Consider the following 23,778-nt stretch of genomic DNA (forward strand, 5'->3'; position numbering starts at 1 on the left):
CGCGGCCGACCGTGGGGCCACGGGCGCCACGGCGGTCACGGCAGATCGGCGGCCGAGTCCTCCGGTGCCAGATCCGGGCGCAGACGCAGCCAGGACGGTTGTCTGAGCAGACCGGACCGAGTGCGGGTGCTGTAGCGGACCTCGCCGACCAGCCTCGGCAGGACCCAGCGGGCATCCGGCACCCTCGGGTCGCGGTCGAAGGGGCAGACGCGCGTTTCGACCGTGCCGAGCAGCCTGGCGAGGTCGGTGCGCTCGGCCTCGGTCCAGCCTGTTCCCACCCGGCCGACATAGTGCAGACGTCCGGCCTCCCGCTGACCCACCAGCAGTGCTCCGGGCAGCCCGGACAGGCGCCCCCGGCCGGGCAGCCAGCCGCCGACGATCACATCCACGGCCCGGACGTTGCGGATCTTGATCCAGGAGCGCGAACGCACACCGGGCTCGTACACCGAGTCCAGCCTCTTGCAGACCAGCCCTTCCAGGCCGCTCTCCCTGGTCGCCTCGAGCGCACGCGCCCCGTGCCCCACGAGCGCACCCGGCGTCGACCAGTGCGGTCCGGCCAGCCCGAGCTCCTCCAGCCGGGCCCGGCGGCGCGCATAGGGAAGCGCGGTGAGGTCACCCCGAAGGAACATCAGGTCGAACAGCACGAGGTGCACGGGAGTGTGTGCCGCACGGCGCGCCGCCAGCGCGGGGGAGTGGGCCAGTCCCATACGGGACTGCAGCCGCTGGAAGTCGCCGTGCCCCCGCTCGTCCGGCGCCACCACCTCGCCGTCCAGTACGGCGGGTGCCGCACCCAGGACCTCGCCCAGCGGGCCGAGTTCCGGATAGGCGCCGGTGATGATCTCGCCCGACCGGGCGCGCAGCTCGAGGGTGCCGTCGCCCGGGAGGTAGACCACCGCCCGCTGGCCGTCCTGCTTCGTCTCGTAGGCCCACTGGGTGTCCTGCCGCGCGGGCGGCAGGACACCGGGGGTGGCCAGCATGGGGGCGATCAGCGGCAGTCTCACGGGTCAGTTGTGGACGCCTCGGCCCGCCCTCACGCGTGCCGGCCGGGCGATTTCCCCTGAACGGCGCCCTTGTCCGGCACCGCCCGGTCGCTCACCCCCGAGCGGCCTGCGCGATCAGCTCCTGCAACCGCAGTCCGCGCCGCGCGTCCAGCTCCCCGGACACCCCGGTGCGCACGGCCGTGGCGAACTCGCGGCGCAGCACCGGCCACGCATCCTCGTAGTCGAGCCCCGTCGTGTCGTACACCAGCGGGGGCTCGGAGCCGAAGAGCTCGATGTGGGTACCGCCCTCCGGGACGTTCACCGATCCCGACAGGGAGCACTGACTGACCGCCCCGCCCTCGTGCTCGCAGGTCAATTCGATCCAGCGGCGCGGATCCCCCGCGCTGCGCACCCGCTCGATGGGGCCGATCGCCGCGTCCAGCAGGTCGAGCAGATGAGGGCCGACGTCCAGCAGCGCGCCGTGCTCCAGGCGCCACGGGGTCGCGAAGTCCCCGCCCAGGAAGGCACCGCTCAGTCCGCGGGACCGGGCGCCGGCCACCTCGAGTTTCCGTGCGGCGGCCAGGAAGCGGCGCGCGGCGGGGTGGTAGCGGTTGGACAGGACGAGTTGCGAGACGACGCCCGCCTCCTCGATGGCGTCGGCGAGCCGCCGCGCCGAGGACAGATCCCCTCCGAGGGGCTTCTCCAGCAGCAGGGCCTTGCCCGCCTTCACGGCCCGCAACGCCAGCTCCGCCTGGATCGCGGGAGCAACCGAGAAGGCCACCGCCTCACAGCCCTCGAGAAGTTCGTCGAAATCGGCGGCGACGTCCGCGCCGTAGGGGGCCGCGGTCTCCCGGGCCGCCTCCTCGCGGCGTGCCCACACCGACGTCAGCCGGGTCTCGGGCCCGGCCGCCAGCACGCGCGCGTGCACCGCGCGCGCCCAGGGGCCCGCCCCGACCAGCCCGACCCTCACCGGTTCCCCGGTCCATGGCAGCGAGATGTCCGTCATGGACGGAACTCCATCATGATTCGACGGCCTTGAACAGATGCGTCCCGAGCGTCCGGTGAACCTCGCGAGGCGCAAGGGAACTTGACCGAACCGAGGCGGTCCGCTGGCGCCCCGGCCTCCTAAGCTGACCCGGCAGTGATCAGCCCCCAGCCTCAGGAGCAGCCGTGACGCCATCCCGTCGGCACCCCGTCACACGCACCACCCTCCTGCCCGGACCCGCCGTCGCCACCGTGGTCCCCTTCGCCCTCGCCGCCCTGCTCGCCGGGGCGGGCCCGGCGGCCGCGGGCACCGTCGGGGCGGCGGGCGCGGGCGACCCGTACTTCCCGCTGGAGGGCAACGGCGGTTATGACGTGCGCCACTACGACCTGACCCTCGGCTACGACACCGGCAGCGGCCGTCTCGACGCCACCGCGGTCCTGAGCGCGCGTGCCACACAACGTCTGAGCCGCTTCGACCTCGACCTCAAGGGCCTCAAGGTCACCGGCGTGACCGTCGACCACGTCAAGACGTCCTTCCGTCGCGACGGTCAGGAACTCGTCGTCACGCCACGGCGTGCGCTCGCCCGGGGCCAGGCCTTCCGCATCGCCGTCGCCTACCAGGGCAAGCCCGGTCCCGTCACTGACCCCGACGGCTCGCCCGACGGCTGGATCCCCACCGACGACGGCGCGTTCGTGGCGAACGAGCCGCAGGGAGCCATGACCTGGTTCCCGTCCGACAGCCATCCCACGGACAAGGCGTCGTACGACATCACCATCACGGTGCCGCAAGGGCGGACGGCCGTCTCCAACGGTGTGCTCGTCGGCCGGAGGACGGTGCACGGGCACACCACGTTCCACTGGCGCCAGTCCGAACCGATGGCGGCATACCTGGCCACGGCCACCGTGGGCACGTTCGACGTGGAGAGCTACACCACCCGCGACGGAATCAAGGTCTACAACGCTGTCGATCCGCGTGAGGCGTCCGCGGCGGCCCCCGTGCTCAAGGAACTCCCGTCCGTCCTCGCCTGGGAAAGCAAGCTCTTCGGTCCGTACCCCTTCCGTGCGGCCGGTTCCATCGTGGACAGGGCACCGGACGTCGGCTACGCCCTCGAGACCCAGACCCGGCCCGTCTACGACCGCGCGCCCAGCCTGGGCACGCTCGTCCACGAGAACGCCCACCAGTGGTTCGGGGACTCCGTGAGCCTCACCCGCTGGCAGGACATCTGGCTCAACGAAGGCTTCGCGACCTACGCGGAGTGGCTCTACAGCGAGCAGCACGGCGGCAGGACGGCCCAGCAGACGTTCGACGCCCTGTACGCCCGCCCGGCGAGCGACGACGTGTGGTCCTTCCCGCCCGCCGACCCCGGCAGCGGGGCGCACATCTTCGACAGCCCCGTGTACGACCGCGGTGCCATGGCGCTGCACAAGCTCCGCACGGCCGTCGGCGACGCGACGTTCCTCCGGATCCTGCGTACCTGGGCGGCGCAGAACCGGGGCGGCCATGGAACCACGGCCCAGTTCACCGGCCTCGCCGAGCGGCTGTCGGGCAAGCACCTGGACGCCCTGTTCCACACCTGGCTCGACACGGCGGGCAAGCCGTCGATGCCCTGAACCGGTGCCGCACCAAAGGCACCGTTCGCCCGGCGGCACGGGGACGGTGAGTCAGGCACCGGCCGGCCTGTCCGCCATGGGCTGCGGCGCATGAGCCGGCGCGTCACCGATGCGCCGGACGAAGTCGATGGCCTCGGCATTCCCGTCGAGGCCATCGACGGGGCGGCGCCGTACGGGGACGTCCGGGCGGACCGGCGCTGACTTCGGCGCCCCGGTACGGCGGTGGTCCGACCGCAGGCCCTCGACGCCGACACCTTCGAAGGCCCGCCCGTGCGAGCTCTAGGGTCGCCGGAAGATCGTGATCGAGTGCCCGACGTCGTCGATCGCCCTGCTGCCGCGGATCAGCTGTTCGAGGCGGCCGTCGGCCTTGGCGATCGACGTGTCGGACACGACGAGCAGCCCGTGCACCCGGTCCGGAGAGACCTTGAGCGGGTTGTGCCCGTGGATGCCGTACCAGGAGGGCACACCGCTGCCCTTGTAGACGAGCCAGACGTCACGGGTGCCCGGGTAGCGCTCGCGCAGCCGGTCGGCCAGCCGGCCCAGATCCTGTCCCCAGTCGACGTTCGAGTCGTGCAGCCGCAGGTGCGTCTTCGCGGGACCGCCGAACGCCTCGTTCGAGTACGGCAGGTAGTACGGATACGTGCGCAGCGAACTGAGCGCGACGAACACGACCAGGACGGCCGTCACGGCGTACGCCCACCGCCGCCGCAGCGCCGGCAGACAGGCGGCCGCAACGGCGAGGAACACCGGTACGAAGAGCGCGTAACGCACCCCGAGGTCGCGTGAACCCTGCATGGCCGCGGCCAGCAGCAGCGCCGGGGGAATCAGCACGTAGGGGGCGGCGGCACGCAGCCGTGGCACCGCCGTCATGGCCGCGGCACCGGCGAGCCACAGCACCAGCATGCCGAGCGGCGTCTTCACCAGCAGGGCGGCCGGCAGGTAGTACCAGAGGGAGCCCGTGTAGAGCCGGCCGAACAGATACCCGCGCCAGGTGTCGCTCTCGAAGCCGAACTGGATGCGCATTCCGTCGCGGTAGGGGTCGGGGAAGGGCAGCCGGTCGATCAGCAGGGCGCGCAGGCCGTGCACCGTCGGCACGTCCGAAGGGGTCGTCCAGCGCAGTCGCGGGTCGACGACCAGATACGTGGCCCATACGACGCCCACCAGAACCACCCCCACACCGAACGCGGCCGCAAGCGCGCGGACCGTGCGCCGCGCCCTCGGAACTGCGCCCCCCACCGAATGCCAGTACGACCACCCGGCCAGAGCCAGCAGCACGGGGACCGCGGGCAGCGTGCTCATCTTCGTGGCGACCGCCGCGCCCGACGCCACCCCGGCGAGCGCCAGACAGGACAGCGGTCTGTACCGGGCCCGCCACACCATCCATGCGGCCGTCACCACGAAGCCTGCCGCGGGCACGTCGAGCGTGGCCAGCGAACCGTTGGTGATGAGGTCGGGTGAGAACGTGTAGAGCGCGAGTGCCGCCAGACCGCCCATGGAACCGACGAGATCACGGGCGAAGCCGAAGACGGCCAGCCCGAAGAGCAGGGTCACCACCATCACGGGCAGCCGCGCCCAGAACATCACCTGCCACGGGTCGTTGCCCGACTCGTACAGCAGCCGACGGCCCAACTGCCCTTGATCGCCACGGAACCCCGGCTCGAGACGCGGGTGCGCGAAGACCGTGCCACTGGCGATGATGAGCTTGCCGAGCGGCGGATGTTCGGGGTTGAACCGCAGGCTGTGCTCCCGTACGTACACGACCGCCGTGCCCACGTACACGGGCTCGTCGATCGTCGGGGTCTGCCGCACGGCGGTGCTGACCATGGCGAACGCCATCTGCGCCAGCAGTGCGAAGACCGCGAGCACGAGCAGCGGCCGCCGGTGGCGCCGCAGCCGCGTCCAGCGGCCCGGGGCGCACCGCTCCGGAGAGGACGGCCCGGGGCGGGGCGTCCCGGACGGCGCCGGAGGCTCACTGCGCTCGCGCGCAGGGAGCGACTGCTGTTCGTACGTCATCGTCCGCGCCCCCCGGTGTACGTGCGGACCGGGCCGCCCGCGCACCCGGCGCCCATGAATGCTGCCATGTCCTGTGCTACGTCGGCACGGTGGGGGCTTGCTCAATCACGGGTGTGCCGGATCGGCGAAGGAACGGGCGGCCCGGCCGGCCGTCATCGCTCGCAGGGCTGCTCCACGGGCCGTGCGGGCCGGCTGCGTGAGACGACGCGTACACCTCGGGCGTCCACCAGGCGGACCTGCAGCGAACCGCAGGCACAACGGGTCCACAGCGTCCGGCCGTCGGCAGTGCCGTGCCGGGAGAGCATCCGGAACGGCGCCGCGTGATCGGGCCATCCGCAGTACGGGCAGGCCGGGGCTGGGGTGCGAGTCATCACGGACTCCCTTCTGGTGCTTGACCGCAACCATGTCGATGCCACCAGGGTGGGCGCACACCGCCGTTCACGTCCACGTTGACTTGCCGGACACGACCGTGAAGCGTGGGCTTCATGATTGACCTACGCCGACTGCATGTCCTGCGGGCCGTCGCGCACTACGGCACCGTCACCGCCGCGGCGCGTGCCCTGCACTTCACGACGTCCGCCGCATCCCAGCAGATCCGGCAGCTCTCCCGCGAGCTCGGTGTCGAGTTGCTGGAACCGCAGGGTCGGGGCGTACGGCTCACACCCGCCGCCCGTGGACTGCTGGCACACGCCGACGCCATACGGACGCGATGGGAGCAGGCCGAACACGACCTGCGCGCCGACGACGGGGAACTTGCCGGAGTGCTGCGGGTGAGCGGATTCCCGGTGGCCGTCTCGGAGCTCCTCGCCCCGATGGCGGCCCGCATGCGCGACAACCATCCCCGCCTGTCCGTGCAGATCCGGGAAGCGGGGCTCCCGGAGGCCTTCGATCTGCTCTTCGAGGGGGAGACGGACCTCGCCGTCGTGGAGGTGACGCCGCACAATCCGCCCCGCGGTGACGTCCGCTTCGAGCAGGAGCCGCTGATGGACGACCCGTTCGACCTCGTCGTGCCGGACGGTCACGAGCTGGCGGGCCGCGAGTGCGTCGATCTCGCGGAGGCGGCTCTGGAGCCCTGGATCGCCCCGGTTGCGGACAGCCCGTGCCGGCCGCATGTGGTCTCCGCCTGCGCTGCGGCCGGATTCACGCCGGACGTCGTCCATCACGCGCTCGACTGGAACGTCGCAGCCCATCTCGTCGCCCATGGACTCGGGGTCGCCCTGATACCACGCCTGGCCCGGCTGCCGCCGCACCTCGAGCTCACCCGCGTCCGCTGCGCCGGTGACCCGCACCGCAAGTTCCTCACCTGCGTACGCGCCGGGGGAACGGTCCGACCGGCCGTCGCCGCGGCTCTCGCCCAGGTGCGTGAACTCGCGGCCGCGTCGGTCGGCGGGTCCATGGCTTCGGCCGGCTCGCAGTAGTGAGGGGAGACGCGCGGCCGCCGCACGGGGAGGAGTCGATTCCGGAACCGTGGACTCAGCGCCGCGCGCGGACGCGCGGCGGGGCCACGGACGGGCACAACGGGGCCGCGGCGCCGTACCGGGCTGTCAGGGGCGGGCGTACTCCTGTCTGACGACCGCGGCGAGTTGGGCGAGGGCGTCCTGGGCAGCGGTGCGATCGGCGGCGTCGAGCACGGCGAGGGCGTCCGCGGCGGCCTCTCGGACCCGCTGTGACACCTCGTCCAGCGCCGCCATCCGATAGGCGACCGTGCGCCGCGCGGCACGCTCCTCGGGAGTGACCCCCGTGGGCCCGCTGCGCGGGAAGACGGCGGCCTCGTACGCGGCGATGTGCAGGAGCACCCCATGGGCGATCCCGTCGGCATAGCCGCGCATCCCGGCCTCACGCCGGGCCGCCTCGAAGTGCGTCCACGCACGTCGGCGCAGGAAAAGGGCGCCGAGCGCGCCCGCCGCGCCGGCACCGGCCGCGGTGAGGAGAGCCAACCCCGCACCGCCGAAGAGCGCGCCGATCAGCGCCCCGCTCGCGGTGGTCAGGCACACTAGTCCGCTGACGAGCAGCAGCAGAGCACGGGCGGGCGTGATCGTGGTCATGAACGTGCAGTGTGCCAGCCGTCACTGTGGCATGCGGCCCGGGCACCGGCTCCGGGCGTGTGATGGACGTGATGTGTGACACGTGCGGGATCGTGGTGCTGCGGCCGGACGGTGGATCCATGCTGCGCACGGCTTGATCGGTGATCAAGCGTGGCATATCCGCTGGCCACGTGGTGTTCCGTGCATTTGACACTTTGTTGCGTGCGCGGATAGGAAGCTAGGCGCGGAAGTGGAGAGGTGGACTGTGCGCGAGCCCAATGTGATCGGCGACTGGCAGGAATGCGCAGACGAGCATGCCGGTCTGCGTGTCCGCGTCTCCGGTCTGGAGAGGGCCGAGCCGCCGCGCGGGCGTGACGAGGCCGCCGAAGGCCTGGCCTATTTCCGCTTCCGGGTGACCGTGGAGAACCGCATGGGGGAACCTGCCGGAATCCACCTCGAGGACGGCCAACTCGACATCCGGATCGGCCCCGACGGCGAGAGCGCGTTCCTCGACTGGCGCAACTCGCAATTCATCGAGGGCTTCGATCTGTATCCGCTGCGCCGGGCGACCGCCGTCCTGTACGCGGCCGCCCCGGAACCGCTGCTGAATCTCGTCGACATCCAGGTGCAGTTGAAGGCGGACGACGACTGGGCCGACCGGTATCTGTGGTCCGGAGACATGACCGCGTCGGACGGCGAGCCCGGTGTTCCCGCACGGAACGACAGCGTGTCGGAGAGCCTGGCCGGCCAGATCACCGCGTTTTTGCGTGAGCAGGCCGAACGGGGCCAGAACTGAGTCGTCGGCCGGTGCGCGGCTAGTCGCCACGATGCCGCCAGTACCACACCGCGCCTGCGGCGAGGGCGAACAGGAGGATCAGCGGCACGATCAGGCCGGGGATACGGGCTGGGCTCATGAAGTCGCTCGAAAGGTGGGGCGGCTGTACGGATGTGCGATGGGTGCCATGGCGTGATGGTGCCCTGCTCGATGGCTTGAAGCCATCCGTTCGACGTCTGGATCTCTGTACGAGTGTGGTCCCGGCGTCCGGTCTCGCCGTGGATGTCCGTCACTCGCGGTAGACGGTGAGCACGGCACCGTTGATCTCGATCCGCTGCGGGGTGGGACCCTCACCGCGCCGGAGCATGGCGAGACACTGGTCGAAGAGCGCGAGTTCATCCTCGCTGAGCACGGCGGCCGCGAGGTCGAGCAGTTCTCCGATGGAGGTGTCGGTCAGATCGGCCGGAAGCTCACCGGAGAGCAGGACCACGGATTCTCCCGTCGGTCCCTTGACGATGGCGGTGGTGGGGCCGCCGTGTACGAAGAGCAAGGTGTCCCCCAGAGGCCCTGGGGTGTGCGGCTCACGCGCCCAGGCAGGAGGAGAGACTAGCGCCGGATCATGCGTGTTTGGGCGGAAGTGACTTCTTCTACTGCAAGTGGCCCGTGGGGCGGGGGTGCGCCCTTCGTACCGCCGCCGGGGGTCAGGAGTCGCCCGAAGGGCGGTTGAGCAGAGACTCGACCAGCGCCGCGACATGGCGACGGTCCTCGGACGAAAGTCGCTGGACGCTCGCGATGAGGACGTCCACCTCGGGGTCGCCGGGAGCCTGGGGCGTGGGCGCCGACTCGGCCGCGGGGGCGTAGAGATGAATGCCGCACGCCTCCGCCGCGGCCTGGCGGATGGTCTGCAGTGGAATTCCCAGTCCCTGCGCGAGTCCTTCGAGCGTGGCCGGCTGAGGCATACGCGCCATGTGATCGGCGGTCGCCAGATGGTGGACCGTGGAGCGCGGGATGCCTCCGCGGCGGGCGACGTCGCCGTACGACCAGCGCTCGCTGTCCAGCCGGTCACGGATGATCTGCTGCAGTGCGTTGGCCACCGATGGTCACTTCCTGCTCGCCGCCGGGCGGAACTTTTCCGCGTCGGATCATTCTAGGGGCGAGTTGGGTGAGTTACGGAAGGTGTTCTCCTGAACCGCTTGCGTCACCCGCTTTCCAGCCCCTAGTGTCCAATCTCGTTGGACAGCCCGTCCGACAGAGTTGGACGCGATCCGGGGGGACCTGATCGTGTCCGACGGGAACACACCTCGAACCCCGAGGGGGAATCGATCATGATGGATCCTCGTGAGCTCGACGCCGAGTCCGCGGAGCTGCTGCCGGGCCGTGAGGCCCTCGGTCGCCTGAAGTTCAGCTTCGGCAAGACCGTGAACGTCAGCAAGCACATCGCCAATGTCTCCGCCCACAACGAGTCGGCCGCCCTGAACGACCACTCCGCGTGGTCGGTGGCGGACTCGGGCGCCGCCCAGGCCATCAACATCCACCAGTGATCCGGTGTCGCACGGTCCGTCGCCCCGGAACCGTGCGGCACCCGGTACCGCCGCGGCGAAGCATCACCACACCTCCGCCCGCCGCGGCGGTACCACCACCGGGCACCGGTATCCGACGGGATATCACCAACCTCGCCGGGCGGCGGTCCGATTCCGCCCGGCTCCCACACGCTGCCTAACGAAGGTCTTGAGGAAAGGACACGCCATGAGCATGAACGCACACGAGCTGGACGCCGAGTCCGCGGAGCTGCTGCCGGGCCGCGAGGCCCTGGGCCGGCTGAAGTTCAGCTTCGGCAAGACGGTCAACGTCAGCAAGCACGTCGCCAACGTCTCCGCCCACAACGAGTCGGCCGCGCTCAACGACCACTCCTCGTGGTCGGTCGCCCAGTCCGCGGCCTCGCAGTCGATCAACATCAGCCAGTAACCCCGTACGACGAGGGCAAGTTGGGCGGGCCGCACAGGGGGCTGGTGCGGTCCGCCCTACGGGGAGGAAAGCGCATATGACGCTGCTGGGGGAGAACACCGCGGCTCTCTACGACACCGGCCCGGTGCCGGGTCCCGGGGGGATGCCGGTGACGTACGAGCAGGTCGCCACCGGCGAGCTGACCGTCATCGGTATGGAGAAGCCGATCGTGCCGCGGTTGAGCGCCGGGCTTCGACTGCACGGTGAATACCAGGGGTCCGGGTTCACCGAGCCCAGGTACATCGCCCGTCGGGGGGACGGGCAGGTTGTGCAGTTGTCCCGACTGCTGCACCTGGTGGCGTCGTCGATCGACGGAAGCCGCGACATCGAGACGATCGCCCACCGGGTCAGCGCCCGGTTCGGGCGCGAGGTGAGCGCGGAGAACATCCGCTATCTGATCGAGAACAAGCTGGACCCGCTCGGCGTGACGGTCCCCGAGGGACTGCGGGACGACCAGATCTCGGCACCCAGGTCGGACCTGCTCCTCGCGCTCAAGGGCCATCGAGTCATCTTCAACGACCGCCGGGTGGCGAAGATCGCCCGTGCGCTTGCCTGGTTGCACCGCCCTCTCGTGGTGGTGGCCGTGCTCGCCGGTGTCGCCGTCCTGGACGTGTGGCTGTTCGCGTACTTCGGCGCGATCACACCAGTGCTCGAGGTACTCGATCAACCGGTGCTGCTCCTCGTGGTGTTCGTGCTGACGGTGGCCTCGCTCGTCTTCCACGAGTTCGGCCACGCCTCCGCGTGCCGCTACGGCGGTGCCCGGCCGGGCAGCATCGGCTGCGGACTGTTCCTCATCTGGCCCTCGATGTACACGGACGTCACCGACGTCTACCGCATCGGCCGGGGCGGGCGACTGCGCACCGATCTCGGCGGCATCTACTTCAACGTCGTCTTCATGCTGGCGCTGGCGGGTGCCTACGCCCTCACCGGCCAGCCGTTCTTCCTGGCCGCCGTCTATCTGAACCACTTCGAGATCCTCGAACAGCTGATGCCGGCCGTGCGCCTCGACGGCTACTACATCCTCGGCGATCTCGCCGGTGTCCCCGATCTCTACGGCAAGATCAAGCCGATCCTGCTGAGCCTGATCCCGGGAGTCAGGGGCAGCAAGGCCCGGGCCGAGGTCGCCGCGCTCAAGAAGTCGTCCCGGGTCATCGTCGCCACCTGGGTCCTGACGATGGTGCCGCTCATCATCGGCGAACTGGGGTACGCGCTCTGGAACCTGCCGCGTATCACCACCACGATGATCCGGTCGCTGACCGAGCAGATCGTCGGCACGGGCGGTGCCTTCGCCGAGGGGGAGATCGCGGCGGGCCTGATGGGCGTGGTCGGCTGCATCATGCTGCTGTGCCCGATGGCGGGCGTGGTCTATCTGTCGGTGAAGCTCGGCGGACGCCTGTGGCGGGGTGCCGTGAAGTCGACGGACGGCCGGCCCCGGTTGCGCGTGGCCCTGTGCGCGTTGCTCCTGGTCGGACTCGGCGGTCTCAGCTACGCCTGGGTGTCGGGCATGACCCCGGAGCCATTGCCGAAGAAGCCGCCGATCGCTCCGATACTGCAGCCGGGTGTGTCGTCCTCGGCGCCGCCGGCCCGGCGGGCCACGACCCCGGATCCGGACGATGCCGCGCCGTCGGCCGGCGTCCCGAGTGCTTCGGCCGGCACCGCCTCCCCGGAGGCCTCGGACGGTCCTTCGGCCTCGGCGAGCCCGTCGGATTCCGCGAGTGCGCAGCCCAGCGCCTCGAAGTCGCCCCCCGAGGGCACGGTCGGGCAGCCCAGCGGCAGCCCCGAGACGAGCGGCCAGCCCCCGGTCTCCGGGTCGGAAGGCCCCGGATCGGGCTCGCCCTCCGCTCCTGTGCCGTCCGAGAGCCCGACCGCGCCGGAGAGTTCCAGCGAGCCGCCGGTCGACTCGCCCACACCCAGCCCTTCCTGATCACCCCGGGCCCGTCCCGGGGCTGAGCGGACCGGCCCCGGGCCCAGCACCGGGGCCGAGCCGCCTCCGCCGGTCCGAGAGCGCAGTGCGTCCCCTGTCCTGCGGAACTCCGTCCTACGGCATCACTCAAACGGGAGTCCCACGTGAACCAGCACCGCAAACCCCGTCCACCGTCCGCCCTCTCCCAACGCGCAGTGCGCGTCGGGCTGTTCGCGGCCGGTGCGGCCGGTCTCGCGACGGCCGTGCCCGCACAGGCCGCGACGGCGGCCCCGCGGCACGCCGCGGTCGCCGTCGACCAGACCTTCACCCGCGCCGACTTCCGGCATCACACGCAGACCAAGGACTCCTTCACCGTGCGCCAGCTCGGTACGGTCAGCGCCGCGACCGTGCGCAACCAGGCGAACGCCGTCGGGGTGGGCTGTTCGGTCGACGACCGCTGCCGCTCGGTCGCGCTGTCCTTCCAGATCGTCACGATGGCGGGGGAGCGCACCCATCTGACGGCCGTGAACCGCGGTGACGCGGTCAACAAGTACTGCGACGGCTGCCAGACCCTTGCGGGCGCCTACCAGTTCGTCGTCTCCACGCCGCGCCCCTTCGCCCTGGACGGCGAGGCACGGCGGCGCCTCAACGACATCCACCGGCGGCTGGACGTACTGACCCGCTCCACGCTTCCGGCCGCCGACATCAAGACGCGGGCGGACGCGCTGGCCGCCGAGGTCGACAAGGTGCTCAGCGAAGCGGTCGCGAAGGCGCCCAAGGGCCACGAGCGACCCAGGGTCACCCTCCATCGCCACCTCGACGGCTGGCCCGCCCACTGACCGGGCCCGCCAAGGCCCGCCGTCCCGTGAAGTCCGGGGCGGCGGGCCGCCTTGTGTGCGCCCGGCGGGGTCTGCACCGCGCCGATTGGCCGGAGATCGCCGTACCGGCAGGCGCCCGGAGTACATACGATGCGATGGCCCCGGCCTTCACAGCTCCTTCACAGGTGGGGACATGCATGCCTGCATGACATGTACATGACGCAACGCGGTATCAGATCCAACGCACTGGTCCGCGACGGCCCCGTGCTCACGCGCGGGGCCGCACCCCCCGATACCCGGCGGTGCACACCGCCGGGACACCGTTGCAACGGATGGGAGAACCATGGCTGGTGGAATGCTCCTGAGCGGTGCGATAGCGGCGCTCTTCGCCACCGCACTGCCCGTGCACGACCCGTCGTCCGGGATCGTCGATCCGCCCCCCGACAAGATCGCCATCAAGGTCGCCACGGTGAACGGCTCCGGCTGTCCCCAGGGGACGGCCGCGGTCGCCGTCTCGCCCGACAACACCGCCTTCACGGTGACCTACAGCGACTACCTCGCCCAGGTGGGGGGCAGTGCAGACCCCACGGCGTTCCGCAAGAACTGCCAGCTCAACCTCATCGTCCATGTGCCGCAGGGCTTCACGTACGCCATCGCCAGTGCGGACTACCGCGGATTCGCCTCGCTTCAGCGTGGTGCGTCCAGCACGGAGAAGGCCTCGTACTACTTCCAGGGGTCGCCGAACACGGCGGCCATCACCCACCCGTTCCGCGGTCCGTACGACGACAACTGGCAGGCGACGGACGTCACGGACTGGGCGCAGCTGGTCTGGGCGCCCTGCGGTGTGCAGCGGAACTTCAACATCAACACCGAACTGCGCGTCAGCGCCGGCACTTCGACGCCCGGCAGCACGAGCTTCATGACGATGGACTCCACGGACGGTGACATCAGCACCGTCTACCACCTGGCCTGGAAGGAGTGCCCCGAGTCCTGACCTGCCGTCCGGCGGGCCGTCACCGGCTCCTTCCCGCCGGAGCCGGTGACGGTACGGCGGGAGGCGGCCGGGTGCCGAGGCGTACGGGATCGGTCTCGTCCATTTTTGGACCAAACAGGTTGTTCAAATTTGGAGGAGAGGTTAGCGTGGGGGTCATCCAAAATTGGATGACTCGATCACCGCACTGTCCCGCCCCTCTTCCGCTGGAGAACTCTCATGACCGTCGCCGTCGAAACCGGACTGTGGCAGCTCGACCACACCGCCTCCACCGTCGCCGTGCAGCACAAGACCATGTGGGGGCTGGTCACGGTCAAGGGTTCCTTCAACGCCCTGAGCGGTCAGGGAGAGGTCAAGCCGGACGGCACCGCCCAGGGCACCATCACCCTGGACGCCGCATCGCTCGACACAAAGCACACCAAGCGTGACAAGCACCTGCGCTCCGCGGACTTCTTCGATGTCGACCACCACCCCGAGATCACCTTCGCGGTGCAGCGTGCCGAGGCGCGGTCGGACGACACGGCTCAGATCACCGGAGAGCTGACCGTGCGCGGGATCAGCCGGCCGCAGTCCTTCACGGCACGCGTCACGCAGGCGGACGCGGAAGCGGTCACGCTCGAGGCCGAGTTCACCGTGGACCGTGCGGAGTTCGGCATGGGCTGGAACCAGTTGGGCATGCTGCGCGGCCTGACGACGGTCGTCGCCACCCTGCGTCTCACGCGCACGGCGTGACGACGGGGACGGAGTCCCCGCTGCCGTCGTCGTGACCCCGCGGCGGGGCTCCGGCCTCCGACTCCCGCATGGCCGTCGCCCTCCGTCGCTTGCCTGATCCCTGGAACGAGGAGTCCTGGGAGGACGACGAGCCCGATGCGGCCGGCTGCCCTTGCAGGAACGAGGAGACGTCGGCCCGGGGCCCCGGAAGGCGGCGAATCGACGTCCCGTACCGTCGGCCGTCAGTCCGTGCGGGTGCGCAGGGCGGCCAGCGCCCGGTCGGCGTGCGCGCTCATGCGCAGTTCGCTGCGCACCACCTCAAGGACCTTGCGGTCCTGGTCGACGACGAAGGTGACGCGCTTGGTGGGGGTCATGGAGAAACCGCGCCGGACTCCGAACCGCTCCCGGACGGTCCCGTCCACGTCGGACAGCAGCGGGAACCCGAGCGTGTGGCGTCCGGCGAACTCCTGCTGCCGTTCCACGGAATCGCCGCTGATACCGACCGGCCGGGCGCCGACCGCCGCGAACTCGGCTGCCAGGTCCCTGAAGTGGCACGCCTCCGCCGTGCAGCCGCGGCTGAGGGCGGCGGGGTAGAAGAACAGCACGACCGGTCCGTCGACGAGGAGTTCCGAGAGCCGCCGCTGCGCACCCGTCTCGTCCGGCAGGTCGAAGTCCTCGATCACGGTGCCCACTTCGACGTCCGCCATGCCGACCTCCGCGTTCCCCGGGATGTTACGCGCCCACAGGACCGGGTGCGCCGGGCCTGATATTACTGGATGGTACGGCGGTGTTCCGCGGGTGTGCGGTCCCGGACTCCACCCCGGGCGACCGGTCGTGCGGGACGGTCCGTCACCCACGCCCGCCGGCTGTCCGATGCCGATGACGACCTTTCCGAACGGCGTGGCCGACTCGTAGTAGCGGTAGGCCGCCACGGCTTCGTCGAACGGGAACACCCGGTCGACGACCGGCCGGAGCCGATGCGCGGAGATGGCTTCGTTCATGCGCGTGAACTGGGCGCGACTGCCGACGGCCACGGCCCGGACCGTCGCGGCGACGCCGAACAGCAGACGGGGCTCGATCGGTCGCAGGCCGCCGGACATGGACCCGACGAAGGCGACATGCCCGTCCATGGCGAGCGATTTCAGCGACTGCTCCAGCGTTCCCGCGGTGTCGACCACGCGGTCCACTCCCCGCCCGCCGGTGAGTTCACGTACGGCGGTGTGCCAGTTCGGTTTGTCGTGGTAGTTGACGACCTCGTCGGCTCCCAGATCGCGAAGGCGCTGCTCCTTGTCCGCGCGGCCGGTGGTGGCGATGACCTTCGCACCGAGGAGTTCGGCGAACTGCACCGTGAACAGGGAGACGCCCCCGGAGCCGGTGGTCAGCACGGTCTGTCCGCGCCGGACTCCGCGGCCGTCGCCGGTCAGGGCGTTCCATGCCGTGACGGCGGCACAGGGAAGCGTTGCCGCCTCGGCGTAGGAAAGGTGGTCGGGGACGGATACCAGGGCCTCCTCGGGAAGGACGGCCAGCTCGGTCAGCATTCCGTCGAGTGAGCCACCCAACTGCGGCAGACAGTGCGGTTGCAGCGGGCCGTCCAGCCACCGCGGGAACAGCGCCGCAGCGACGCGGTCGCCCGGGCGCACCCGTTCGACATCCGGTCCCACGGCGACGACCTCCCCGGCACCGTCCGAGACCGGGACGACGTCCGGTTTGACGGGCAGTACGTACTGCCCCCGCAGCACCAGCAGTTCGCGGAAGCCGAGGGAGGCGGCTCGGACGGCCACCGCTACCTCCCCCCTCCCCGGAGTGCGTGGTGCGTGCTCACGCAGCGAAAGGCCCTCGATGCCGCCGCCGCTGCGTGCGTGGTAGCTGCGCACCGCCGTAGGAAGTACGGACATCGCCCCGTTCACCCTTCGATGAACTGGTAGTCGCTCACGATGCGGCCGTCGGGGCCGAGCACGAGGATCTCCAGTCCCGCGCTCGCCGCCGCTCCACCCTCGCGGGGCACCATCTCCCAGCCGAACTTGACCATGTCCCGGAGCCGGTCGGCGTTGCCGCGCGACCGGAAGACGAAGGCGCCCGGTGCGACGAACTCCTCGTAGGCGCGGGACACCCGGAACTCCAGTGCCCGGTGCCCGCGTGCCTGTAGAACGAGACGATCGAAGCCCAGCCCCTCGGCGGTGCGCAGGATCTCCTCGGGGGGCCGGACCACATGGACCGCATCGGCGGACCACAGCTCGTGGACCTCGGCGCGGCGGCGTTCCGCGTCGGGCTCGTTCCATACGGCGACGTAGCGGTCGGTGAGGTGGTGGATGTCGGTGTGGGTCATGACGTTCCCTTCGGCCGTTCACGGTCGGGTGTGCGGCAACGACCGTCCTGCGTCGGCCGCCGCACGGCAATTCCCCGCAGGGAATCGCGGACCGGCGGCCGGGGGGATACACAGGAGCGGTGATCAGCGAATCGACACAGGGTCCGCTCGCCGGCGCGCTGCGCGAGTGGCGCACCCGGCGGCGCGTCAGCCAGCTCGAACTGGCGGTGCGCGCGGGCACCACGCAGCGGCACGTCAGTTTCATCGAGAGCGGACGGTCGGCCCCCGGCCGATCAATGATCATCCGGCTGGCGGAATCCCTGGAGGTGCCGATCCGTGAGCGCAACGAACTGCTCCTCGCGGCGGGGTTCGCACCCGCCTACCCGCAGACGCGCCTGGACGACCCAAGGCTCGAGCCGATTCGCACCGCCCTCGAACGCATTCTGCAAGGGCACCTTCCGTACCCGGCGGTGGTCGTCGACCGGTTCGGCGACCTGGTGTCGGCCAACGCCGCCTTCCACAAGCTCATCGCGGGTGCGGCCCCGCATCTGCTCCTCGCGCCGATGAGCGTTCCCCGGGTGCTGCTGCATCCTCAGGGCCTGGCGCCGCGTATCGCGAACCTCGACGAGTGGGCGTGGCACATCATCGAACGTCTTCAGGCGGAGAGTGCGCGGAACCCGGACGTCCGGCTGCAGGACCTGGTCTCCGAACTCCGCGCCCTGGCACCACCGCGTCCGCGCGAGTCGCCGGACCACCTCGGCCTCGCCGTACCACTGCGCCTGCGGGCCCACGATCCGGCTGACACACGGGAGTTGACGCTGGTCACCACCCTCACCCACTTCGGCACCGCCGTCGACGTCACCATCGCCGAACTCCGCCTCGAGGCATTTCTGCCCGCTGACGAAGGGACCGGCGCCATGCTGGCCGAACTCGTCGAGCCATGACCGCCCCCGTCCGGCGCCCCCGCGGGCACACTCGACGCCCGTATCGCCAACCATGCTTGATCTACCGGCAGTTGATTACCGATCAGGTGGCTTGGATTCCGCATCCTTCGTTCGGGGACTGGCATCGGGAAACGTCGGGTCTCTAGGATGGAGTGCCCGCCGAGCCGGTTCCGACGGCGCGGCCCGTCTCTGGGGGAACGATGCAGCCTGGCAGGCAATTGTCCACGTCGATCGACGCCACGGTGCCGACAGCCGCCCGAATGTACGACCACTACCTGGGCGGAAAGGACAACTACGCGGCCGACCGGGCAGCCTGCGAGGAACTCGACAAGGTCGTCCCCAGCACCCGGGCGCTCGCGCTGAACAACCGCAGGTTCCTTCAGCGCATGGTGCGCACCCTGGCGGAGGACTACGGCATCAGGCAGTTCCTGGACCACGGATCCGGGCTGCCCACGCAGGACAACGTCCACCAGGTCGCCCAGCGTGTCGACCCCACGAGTCATGTGGTGTACGTGGACAACGACCCGATGGTTCTGGTGCACGGACGGGCGCTGCTGGAACAGGACGACCGCACCGCCGTCATCCAGGCGGACATCCGGGACACGGAGGCAATCTTCTCTCATGAGGAGACCCGCCGCCTGATCGACTTCTCACGTCCGGTTGCCGTGCTCTTCAACTCGGTGATGCACTGCATCCCGGACAGCGACACCGAGGGGCCGCCCGCCCTGGTCAGTCGTGTCGTCGAACAGCTCGTGCCCGACAGCTTCATGGTGATGTGTCAGCTCGTCAGCGAGGACCCGAAGGTCCGTGAGTTCGTCACCGACTTCATGGCCCAGGCCACCCAGGGACACTGGGGGCGTGTGCGCCAGGAGAAGGACGTCGCCTCCTGGTTCGAGGGGATGGACATCCTTGAGCCCGGACTGGTGGAGGTGTCCACCTGGCGGCCGGACACGGAGGTCGCACCCCGCCAACTCACCCAGGAATGGATCGAGTTCGGCGGCGTCGGCCGGATCCGCTGACCCAGGGCCCCGCGATCGGCGGCCCTGTGGTCAGTTGCGGGAGTAGCGCTCCTCGAGCGTCCTCTGCAGCAGGGCCACCGATTCGCGGGGGTTGAGGGCTTCGTCGGCGAGCCGGTCGAGTGCCATGCGGTACTCCTCCGTCTCGTCGCGGTCCTCGAGGAAGTTGGCGCTTCGGATGTGCTCGAGATAGACGATGTCGGGCAGATCGAGACCGCCGAAGCGCAGATAGGTGACCGGTATCGCGGGCGCCGAGGCGTTCGTGACGTCCAACGGCACGAACTGCAGGGTCACATGCGGATACTGGGCCATCTCGACGAGATGTTCCAGCTGTTCGCGCATCACCTCGCGGCTGCCCAGCACTCGCATCAGGACCGACTCGTCGACGATCGCCCACAGTTGTGGGGCGTCCGGACGGGCCAGCAACTGCCGCCGCCGCATCCGCAACTCCACGCGTCGTTCCACCTCCGTCGCCGAAGCGGACGGCAGTCCCCGCTCCACCACGGCCCGGGTGTAGGCCGCGGTCTGCAGCAGACCGGGAACGTACTGGATCTCGAAGGTGCGGATGGCTGCGGCCGCCTCCTGCAGTCCGACCAGGCGATCGAACCATTCGGGCATCAGCCGTTTGTCGTAGCGCTGCCACCAGCCGGGCTCACCGGCACGCTGCAACAGCTTGACGAGGACCGCGGCCTCGTGGTCGTCGGCCTTGTACAACTGCAGCAGCGAGCGGACGTCGTTCTCCGTCGGCGGCTTGCGGCCCTTGCCCGCCTCGATGCGCGACAGCTTGGCGGGGCTGAAACCGAGCGCTCGCGCGGCCTGCTCCTGGGAGAGGCCGAGACCCTCACGCATACCGGCCAACTGCACCCCGACCAGCATCTTCAGGAGAGTCGGAGCGGGCTCCGTCCGGTTGAGATACGGTTCCAGTCGAGAGACGCGGCGGGACTCGACGGACATCCTGACTCCCAGTCGGTCGGCAGACAACAGACCATCAGTATCGCACTCGACCGGTCCATGTCGCGTGTGCCGACAGCATTGTGCCGCCAGGAACCTCACACCAGATGGTCGAACTCGCCCTCCTTCGCGCCGGCCAGGAAGGCCGCCACCTCGGCGGGCGTGTAGACGAGTGCAGGCCCGTCCGGGTCACGCGAGTTGCGCAGCGCGACCGCCCCGTCGGCCAGAGCCGCCACCTCGACGCAGTTGCCCTCGGCGTTGCTGTGCCGGCTCTTGATCCAGCGGGCGCCCAAGGCGCTCGCCCGCACTCCGTTTGGCACTGAAGGCACCACTGTCTCCTTGCTCACGTTCCGACACGGGGCGCCGGCCCACGTGGGACGGAACGCACCCGACGGGGCCCCCGTGGTTCTCCTACCCATCGTGCAATTTCCCATGCAATTGCATGATGCTGCTGACTGCGTGGACAATAGCGGGGCGTCAATCGCTGGACTGGCGCCGTGCGCTGACGTCGCATCAGGGAGACCACCGTGTCCTTGCCTGCACACCGGGTTCCGAGCCGCCCTGGCGGGCGAGGCTGTGCCCCGGGCAGGGAGCGCGGCCTGCCGGGTCATGACGCCGAGCGCGCCGTCGCGACGGAGAGGACGACCCCCGGGGCCTGGCCCCACACTGTCTGCGGGGAGCGGAAATGACCACACCACTCAAGGACTTGGGGCACGTGCCGTGGGAGGCCATCAAGGACTCCAGCGGGTCGGCGGAAGCCATCCCTGTCCTGCTCCACAGTCTCGCCTGGGGTGACGAACCCACTGCCCGGGCGGCCCTCGGCGACCTGAGGGAACGAATCTGCCAATATGGTTTCGTCGTCGACCAGGCGACGGCCGCCACCGTCCCGTTCCTGTGGGAACTTGCCCGGCTTCCCCAGGTGACGTGTCGGGTTCAGATCATCCACCTGCTCAAGAACATCGCGGATGCACGGCAGTGGGAGAGCACGGCTACCGCCTATCCCAAGTTGCGCAATTACCCCCATGATTACGTGAGTTGGGAGCGGCAGGCTCGTCGCGCCGTCCATGCCGACCTGGGCGGGCTGCGTCAGCTGCTCGCCGAGCCGGACGTCGAGCTCGTCGAGGCCGCGACCGAACTCGCCTCGACACTGGCGGCCTGACGATCGAAAACCTGCGTCCGCGGGTCGCCGGACGCCCACCGGGAGGCCGTCGCGCGGTGGGCGCCCCGGTCTCCAGTGAGGGAACGACGAAGGTGCCCGCCTGCCCGGAATGGCCCCCGGAGACACGGGTATCCGCTGCTCCACACCCACCGTGGAAGGGAGCATCGTGACCATCGAGAGGCCGTGGATGTACGAACCGGGCAGCGGCCACGTCGAGGGACAGGATCTGGCCGGCTTCACCGTCGACGCCACGGACGGAACCGTGGGGCATGTCGACCGGCAGGCCGACGGGCCGGGCATGCGGCATCTGATCGTCGACACCGGGGTGTGGGTGTTCGGCAAGAGCGTGCTCATTCCCGCGGGCGTCGTCAGTGGCATCGACATCGACGCACAGCAGATCACGCTGGCGTGCTCGAAGGACGAGGTGAAGGACGCACCTCTGTTCCGCACGGATCGCGAGACCCTCGATCCCGAATATCTGGCCAAGGTCGACGACTACTACCGTGGTCTGCCACCGCGACGTGCGGAGTGACGGCGCGGGCGCGGGGTCACCCGGCACCGCATCATCGGGCACGTCGCGCCGGGTCCGCTGTGACACACCCATGGCTCGTGCGCGGCCGGGTAGACGGTGACCGATGAACGAACGAAACCATGTCACATCCACCCTCGTCCGCCGGGCGCCCGGCAACCGGCCGCCCGGCGGACGAGGCCCGCTGCCCGAGGGCGAGCGATGACACCGGCGGAACCGCCCCCGGGCGGTGCACCTCCGGCCGCCGTCGGTGCGGCAGGGAAATCCGGCGGGGCCAACATGGACACTCGCCCGGACGGCGCGGGCGTTGAGGTCTGCGCGCGGCTGCGTACACCGATCCTGGCCGCCTCGGGCGTCACCAGCGCGGCGACGGCCCGCGACCACGTGCTGGCGGTCCTGCGAGGCCGCGAGCGAGCTTCGGCGGCGCAGCCGAACGATCAGGCCGTCACCGATCTGCTGCTGGTCACCTCGGAGCTGGTGTCCAATGCCATCCGGCACGGCGGTGGTCTCGTGGCCTTCGCGGCGACACCCACGCGCGAAGGGGTCCGGCTGCATGTGCACGATCGCAGCGCCGAGATCCCCTCGACGGCTTTCGGCCCGGGCGCCCTTCCGGCAGGGGACACGGTCGGGGGATACGGATGGCCGTTGATCATCACGCTGGCACGGGACATCGCCATCGAGCGGTGTCCGGACGGGGGCAAGATCGTGACCGTGCTGGTGCCGCTCGGGTGACGGCGCGTGTCCGGGGCTCTGCGAATCATGACGCCCCGGAGCCCCGACGGGTCGCCCGATGAGCGGCCGGCCGGGCACCCGGGGCGGGTCTGCCCGCCGCTACCAGGGAAGGAAGACGTGCACGTCCTTGCCGTCCGGATGGACGACGACACTCACCTGGTCGCACAGCGTGTTCACCAGATGCCAGCCGATACCGCCGGCGCGGCCGGGGCGGAAGGGCCGTGGTGAGGGAGGGGTCGTGCTGGTGTCGTGCAGTGTCACATGCACTCCGTCGAATGTCGGCCGCATCCACAGTCCGAAGGGGCCCGGAGCGTACTGGACGGCGTTGGCGGCGAGCTCGTCGACCACCAGGAGTATGTCGTTCCAGTGCTCGGGGCTCGTCGGAGGCGATGCCCGCGCCAATCGGCGCAGGAACTCCTCGGCCGCCAGTCGTGAGTCCGTCACATCGTGCAGTTCGCCCTTGAAGCCGGCCTTGAGGCTCTCCACCGACTCGAACGGCCAGGTCTTGTTGTCCCAACGCGGCTCGGTTGCCATGCCGTCCTTCCCCCGGCCGGCGCACCGGCCGGTTGTCCTCGTACGTCGCGCTGACGCCCGGCCCCCTCTATCACGGTTGCCAGAATGACGATGACTACGCCTCCTGGATCACAGAAAAAACGACGCATATGTCCCTATGTGCCGGAGATAAGCGCGTCCTGCATCGATCCCGTGAAGGGGCCGTATTCGGTCGTGTACTCCCAGGAGTCGCGGGTAGGGGCGCCGAACGGATCGACCGTGTCGGTTCGAGGCGGAGGGCGCGGCAGGTGTGGGAAGCGCGGTGGGAGTTGACCGTGAGGTGACCGAGGCAGAGGAGGCGGGCAGCTGCCCCAAGGCGCTGGCCCGCCAGGTCGGGGACGCGGTGGAAAGTCTGGTGTCGCTGTGGATCGCGGCATCGGACGCGGTCACACCGCGTCTTTCCAGACATCAGTTGAAGGCGCTCACGGCGGTCCGGTACCGCTCGGAACTCAATCTCACGGCGCTCGCGGAGACGCTCGGCATCGCACTGCCCGCGGCCAGCAGACTGTGCGACCGGCTGGAGGTGGCGGGACTGCTGGAGCGGGTGGCGCATCCCCACAACCGGCGGGAGCTGCAGCTCAGGGTCACCACTCAGGGACGCAAGCTGCTCACCGAGGTGGCCGAGCGCAGGTCGGCGAGCCTGGCGGCGGTGTTCGCCGCCATGACACCCGCGCAGCGCGCCTCGCTGGAACAAGGACTGCACGCCTTCCGCGAAGCCCATGAACCAGGGCCGAACCGGCCGGACCATGGGACGTAGCAGGACCTCCGGCGAGGTG

27 protein-coding genes and 1 pseudogene are annotated in these 23,778 nt (G+C 70.1%); 15 read left to right on the forward strand and 13 right to left on the reverse strand.

The window, feature by feature from the left end; all coding sequences use genetic code 11:
- Nucleotides 1-35: 35 nt before the first annotated feature.
- On the reverse strand, nt 36-1,001 hold the full coding sequence (locus RCR19_RS36360; RefSeq protein ID WP_331269002.1) for an ATP-dependent DNA ligase: 966 nt from the start codon (nt 999-1,001) through the stop codon (nt 36-38).
- 91 nt (nt 1,002-1,092) lie between these two features.
- Nucleotides 1,093-1,986, reverse strand: coding sequence for a Gfo/Idh/MocA family oxidoreductase (locus RCR19_RS36365; RefSeq protein WP_331269003.1), 894 nt, complete (start codon nt 1,984-1,986; stop codon nt 1,093-1,095).
- A gap of 206 nt (nt 1,987-2,192) precedes the next feature.
- On the opposite strand from RCR19_RS36365, the gene RCR19_RS36370 reads away from it, so the two are divergent.
- Nucleotides 2,193-3,575, forward strand: coding sequence for a M1 family metallopeptidase (locus RCR19_RS36370; protein WP_331269650.1), 1,383 nt, complete (start codon nt 2,193-2,195; stop codon nt 3,573-3,575).
- A gap of 279 nt (nt 3,576-3,854) precedes the next feature.
- On the opposite strand, the gene RCR19_RS36375 is transcribed toward RCR19_RS36370, so the two are convergent.
- Complete coding sequence (locus RCR19_RS36375) at nt 3,855-5,411, reverse strand: phospholipid carrier-dependent glycosyltransferase (RefSeq protein WP_331269651.1); 1,557 nt, start codon at nt 5,409-5,411, stop codon at nt 3,855-3,857.
- Nucleotides 5,412-5,740: 329 nt separating this feature from the next.
- On the reverse strand, nt 5,741-5,959 hold the full coding sequence (locus RCR19_RS36380) for a hypothetical protein (RefSeq protein ID WP_331269004.1): 219 nt from the start codon (nt 5,957-5,959) through the stop codon (nt 5,741-5,743).
- A gap of 114 nt (nt 5,960-6,073) precedes the next feature.
- On the opposite strand from RCR19_RS36380, the gene RCR19_RS36385 reads away from it, so the two are divergent.
- Nucleotides 6,074-7,006, forward strand: coding sequence for a LysR family transcriptional regulator (locus RCR19_RS36385; RefSeq protein WP_331269005.1), 933 nt, complete (start codon nt 6,074-6,076; stop codon nt 7,004-7,006).
- Nucleotides 7,007-7,132: 126 nt separating this feature from the next.
- Here RCR19_RS36385 and RCR19_RS36390 read toward each other — a convergent pair whose 3' ends face one another.
- Nucleotides 7,133-7,633: a hypothetical protein gene (locus RCR19_RS36390; RefSeq protein ID WP_331269006.1), complete on the reverse strand. Its 501-nt coding sequence runs from the start codon at nt 7,631-7,633 to the stop codon at nt 7,133-7,135.
- Between the two features lie 244 nt (nt 7,634-7,877).
- Here RCR19_RS36390 and RCR19_RS36395 point away from each other — a divergent pair, with 244 nt between their 5' ends.
- Nucleotides 7,878-8,408, forward strand: a complete 531-nt coding sequence (locus tag RCR19_RS36395) for a hypothetical protein (RefSeq protein WP_331269007.1) — start codon at nt 7,878-7,880, stop codon at nt 8,406-8,408.
- A 268-nt stretch (nt 8,409-8,676) separates the two neighbouring features.
- On the opposite strand, the gene RCR19_RS36400 is transcribed toward RCR19_RS36395, so the two are convergent.
- Both RCR19_RS36400 and RCR19_RS36405 read right to left on the reverse strand, forming a co-directional pair.
- Nucleotides 8,677-8,937: a hypothetical protein gene (locus RCR19_RS36400; RefSeq protein ID WP_331269008.1), complete on the reverse strand. Its 261-nt coding sequence runs from the start codon at nt 8,935-8,937 to the stop codon at nt 8,677-8,679.
- A gap of 151 nt (nt 8,938-9,088) precedes the next feature.
- Nucleotides 9,089-9,481, reverse strand: coding sequence for a helix-turn-helix transcriptional regulator (locus tag RCR19_RS36405; protein ID WP_331269009.1), 393 nt, complete (start codon nt 9,479-9,481; stop codon nt 9,089-9,091).
- Between the two features lie 234 nt (nt 9,482-9,715).
- Between RCR19_RS36405 and RCR19_RS36410 the strand changes: the two genes are divergently transcribed.
- The 6 genes from RCR19_RS36410 (at nt 9,716) to RCR19_RS36435 (ending at nt 14,835) form a co-directional block, all read left to right on the forward strand.
- Complete coding sequence (locus RCR19_RS36410; RefSeq protein WP_331269652.1) at nt 9,716-9,928, forward strand: hypothetical protein; 213 nt, start codon at nt 9,716-9,718, stop codon at nt 9,926-9,928.
- Nucleotides 9,929-10,133: 205 nt separating this feature from the next.
- On the forward strand, nt 10,134-10,352 hold the full coding sequence (locus RCR19_RS36415; protein ID WP_059126201.1) for a hypothetical protein: 219 nt from the start codon (nt 10,134-10,136) through the stop codon (nt 10,350-10,352).
- 76 nt (nt 10,353-10,428) lie between these two features.
- Nucleotides 10,429-12,315: a hypothetical protein gene (locus RCR19_RS36420; protein WP_331269010.1), complete on the forward strand. Its 1,887-nt coding sequence runs from the start codon at nt 10,429-10,431 to the stop codon at nt 12,313-12,315.
- Between the two features lie 143 nt (nt 12,316-12,458).
- Complete coding sequence (locus tag RCR19_RS36425) at nt 12,459-13,133, forward strand: hypothetical protein (protein ID WP_331269011.1); 675 nt, start codon at nt 12,459-12,461, stop codon at nt 13,131-13,133.
- Nucleotides 13,134-13,455: 322 nt separating this feature from the next.
- Nucleotides 13,456-14,106, forward strand: coding sequence for a DUF4360 domain-containing protein (locus RCR19_RS36430; protein WP_331269012.1), 651 nt, complete (start codon nt 13,456-13,458; stop codon nt 14,104-14,106).
- Nucleotides 14,107-14,322: 216 nt separating this feature from the next.
- A complete protein-coding gene (locus tag RCR19_RS36435; protein WP_220295739.1) occupies nt 14,323-14,835 on the forward strand; it encodes a YceI family protein in 513 nt (170 codons plus the stop codon).
- A 221-nt stretch (nt 14,836-15,056) separates the two neighbouring features.
- Here the strand turns inward: RCR19_RS36435 and RCR19_RS36440 are convergent, their stop codons facing one another.
- From RCR19_RS36440 to RCR19_RS36450, 3 genes and pseudogenes are all read right to left on the reverse strand, one after another.
- Nucleotides 15,057-15,521 (reverse strand): peroxiredoxin, encoded by a 465-nt coding sequence (locus RCR19_RS36440; RefSeq protein WP_331269653.1) that lies wholly within the window; start codon nt 15,519-15,521, stop codon nt 15,057-15,059.
- A 183-nt stretch (nt 15,522-15,704) separates the two neighbouring features.
- Nucleotides 15,705-16,709, reverse strand: a pseudogene (locus RCR19_RS36445) (NAD(P)-dependent alcohol dehydrogenase); the annotation flags it as partial.
- 8 nt (nt 16,710-16,717) lie between these two features.
- Nucleotides 16,718-17,140 carry a hypothetical protein gene (locus tag RCR19_RS36450; protein WP_331269013.1) on the reverse strand — a complete coding sequence of 141 codons (423 nt, stop codon included), beginning with the start codon at nt 17,138-17,140 and terminating at the stop codon, nt 16,718-16,720.
- Between the two features lie 119 nt (nt 17,141-17,259).
- On the opposite strand from RCR19_RS36450, the gene RCR19_RS36455 reads away from it, so the two are divergent.
- Both RCR19_RS36455 and RCR19_RS36460 read left to right on the forward strand, forming a co-directional pair.
- The gene (locus RCR19_RS36455; RefSeq protein ID WP_331269014.1) at nt 17,260-18,063 is read left to right on the forward strand and encodes a helix-turn-helix transcriptional regulator; all 804 of its coding nucleotides are present in this window, start codon (nt 17,260-17,262) and stop codon (nt 18,061-18,063) included.
- A 200-nt stretch (nt 18,064-18,263) separates the two neighbouring features.
- Nucleotides 18,264-19,082, forward strand: coding sequence for an SAM-dependent methyltransferase (locus tag RCR19_RS36460; protein WP_331269015.1), 819 nt, complete (start codon nt 18,264-18,266; stop codon nt 19,080-19,082).
- 30 nt (nt 19,083-19,112) lie between these two features.
- Here the strand turns inward: RCR19_RS36460 and RCR19_RS36465 are convergent, their stop codons facing one another.
- On the reverse strand, nt 19,113-20,033 hold the full coding sequence (locus RCR19_RS36465; protein ID WP_331269016.1) for a helix-turn-helix transcriptional regulator: 921 nt from the start codon (nt 20,031-20,033) through the stop codon (nt 19,113-19,115).
- Nucleotides 20,034-20,128: 95 nt separating this feature from the next.
- On the reverse strand, nt 20,129-20,359 hold the full coding sequence (locus RCR19_RS36470) for a DUF397 domain-containing protein (protein ID WP_079050168.1): 231 nt from the start codon (nt 20,357-20,359) through the stop codon (nt 20,129-20,131).
- 356 nt (nt 20,360-20,715) lie between these two features.
- Between RCR19_RS36470 and RCR19_RS36475 the strand changes: the two genes are divergently transcribed.
- The 3 genes from RCR19_RS36475 (at nt 20,716) to RCR19_RS36485 (ending at nt 22,450) form a co-directional block, all read left to right on the forward strand.
- Complete coding sequence (locus tag RCR19_RS36475; RefSeq protein WP_331269017.1) at nt 20,716-21,189, forward strand: hypothetical protein; 474 nt, start codon at nt 20,716-20,718, stop codon at nt 21,187-21,189.
- A 166-nt stretch (nt 21,190-21,355) separates the two neighbouring features.
- A complete protein-coding gene (locus RCR19_RS36480) occupies nt 21,356-21,721 on the forward strand; it encodes a PRC-barrel domain containing protein (RefSeq protein WP_331269018.1) in 366 nt (121 codons plus the stop codon).
- 276 nt (nt 21,722-21,997) lie between these two features.
- Complete coding sequence (locus RCR19_RS36485; RefSeq protein WP_331269019.1) at nt 21,998-22,450, forward strand: ATP-binding protein; 453 nt, start codon at nt 21,998-22,000, stop codon at nt 22,448-22,450.
- A gap of 99 nt (nt 22,451-22,549) precedes the next feature.
- On the opposite strand, the gene RCR19_RS36490 is transcribed toward RCR19_RS36485, so the two are convergent.
- On the reverse strand, nt 22,550-22,984 hold the full coding sequence (locus RCR19_RS36490) for an ATP-binding protein (RefSeq protein ID WP_331269020.1): 435 nt from the start codon (nt 22,982-22,984) through the stop codon (nt 22,550-22,552).
- A 298-nt stretch (nt 22,985-23,282) separates the two neighbouring features.
- Here RCR19_RS36490 and RCR19_RS36495 point away from each other — a divergent pair, with 298 nt between their 5' ends.
- Nucleotides 23,283-23,759 (forward strand): MarR family transcriptional regulator, encoded by a 477-nt coding sequence (locus RCR19_RS36495; RefSeq protein WP_331269021.1) that lies wholly within the window; start codon nt 23,283-23,285, stop codon nt 23,757-23,759.
- Nucleotides 23,760-23,778 lie beyond the last annotated feature (19 nt).

It is taken from the genome of Streptomyces sp. WAC07094 (assembly GCF_036320405.1).
Classification (GTDB): domain Bacteria; phylum Actinomycetota; class Actinomycetes; order Streptomycetales; family Streptomycetaceae; genus Streptomyces; species Streptomyces lannensis.

What these genes read in the sequence shown, in the direction of transcription:
- RCR19_RS36365 (WP_331269003.1), bottom strand. Translation starts at nt 1,986, where the DNA reads ATGACGGACATCTCGCTGCCATGGACCGGGGAACCGGTGAGGGTCGGG.
- RCR19_RS36375 (WP_331269651.1), bottom strand. Translation starts at nt 5,411, where the DNA reads ATGGCGTTCGCCATGGTCAGCACCGCCGTGCGGCAGACCCCGACGATC.
- RCR19_RS36380 (WP_331269004.1), bottom strand. Translation starts at nt 5,959, where the DNA reads ATGACTCGCACCCCAGCCCCGGCCTGCCCGTACTGCGGATGGCCCGAT.
- RCR19_RS36385 (WP_331269005.1), top strand. Translation starts at nt 6,074, where the DNA reads ATGATTGACCTACGCCGACTGCATGTCCTGCGGGCCGTCGCGCACTAC.
- RCR19_RS36390 (WP_331269006.1), bottom strand. Translation starts at nt 7,633, where the DNA reads ATGACCACGATCACGCCCGCCCGTGCTCTGCTGCTGCTCGTCAGCGGA.
- RCR19_RS36410 (WP_331269652.1), top strand. Translation starts at nt 9,716, where the DNA reads ATGGATCCTCGTGAGCTCGACGCCGAGTCCGCGGAGCTGCTGCCGGGC.
- RCR19_RS36415 (WP_059126201.1), top strand. Translation starts at nt 10,134, where the DNA reads ATGAGCATGAACGCACACGAGCTGGACGCCGAGTCCGCGGAGCTGCTG.
- RCR19_RS36420 (WP_331269010.1), top strand. Translation starts at nt 10,429, where the DNA reads ATGACGCTGCTGGGGGAGAACACCGCGGCTCTCTACGACACCGGCCCG.
- RCR19_RS36430 (WP_331269012.1), top strand. Translation starts at nt 13,456, where the DNA reads ATGGCTGGTGGAATGCTCCTGAGCGGTGCGATAGCGGCGCTCTTCGCC.
- RCR19_RS36435 (WP_220295739.1), top strand. Translation starts at nt 14,323, where the DNA reads ATGACCGTCGCCGTCGAAACCGGACTGTGGCAGCTCGACCACACCGCC.
- RCR19_RS36440 (WP_331269653.1), bottom strand. Translation starts at nt 15,521, where the DNA reads ATGGCGGACGTCGAAGTGGGCACCGTGATCGAGGACTTCGACCTGCCG.
- RCR19_RS36450 (WP_331269013.1), bottom strand. Translation starts at nt 17,140, where the DNA reads ATGACCCACACCGACATCCACCACCTCACCGACCGCTACGTCGCCGTA.
- RCR19_RS36460 (WP_331269015.1), top strand. Translation starts at nt 18,264, where the DNA reads ATGCAGCCTGGCAGGCAATTGTCCACGTCGATCGACGCCACGGTGCCG.
- RCR19_RS36465 (WP_331269016.1), bottom strand. Translation starts at nt 20,033, where the DNA reads ATGTCCGTCGAGTCCCGCCGCGTCTCTCGACTGGAACCGTATCTCAAC.
- RCR19_RS36475 (WP_331269017.1), top strand. Translation starts at nt 20,716, where the DNA reads ATGACCACACCACTCAAGGACTTGGGGCACGTGCCGTGGGAGGCCATC.
- RCR19_RS36485 (WP_331269019.1), top strand. Translation starts at nt 21,998, where the DNA reads ATGGACACTCGCCCGGACGGCGCGGGCGTTGAGGTCTGCGCGCGGCTG.
- RCR19_RS36490 (WP_331269020.1), bottom strand. Translation starts at nt 22,984, where the DNA reads ATGGCAACCGAGCCGCGTTGGGACAACAAGACCTGGCCGTTCGAGTCG.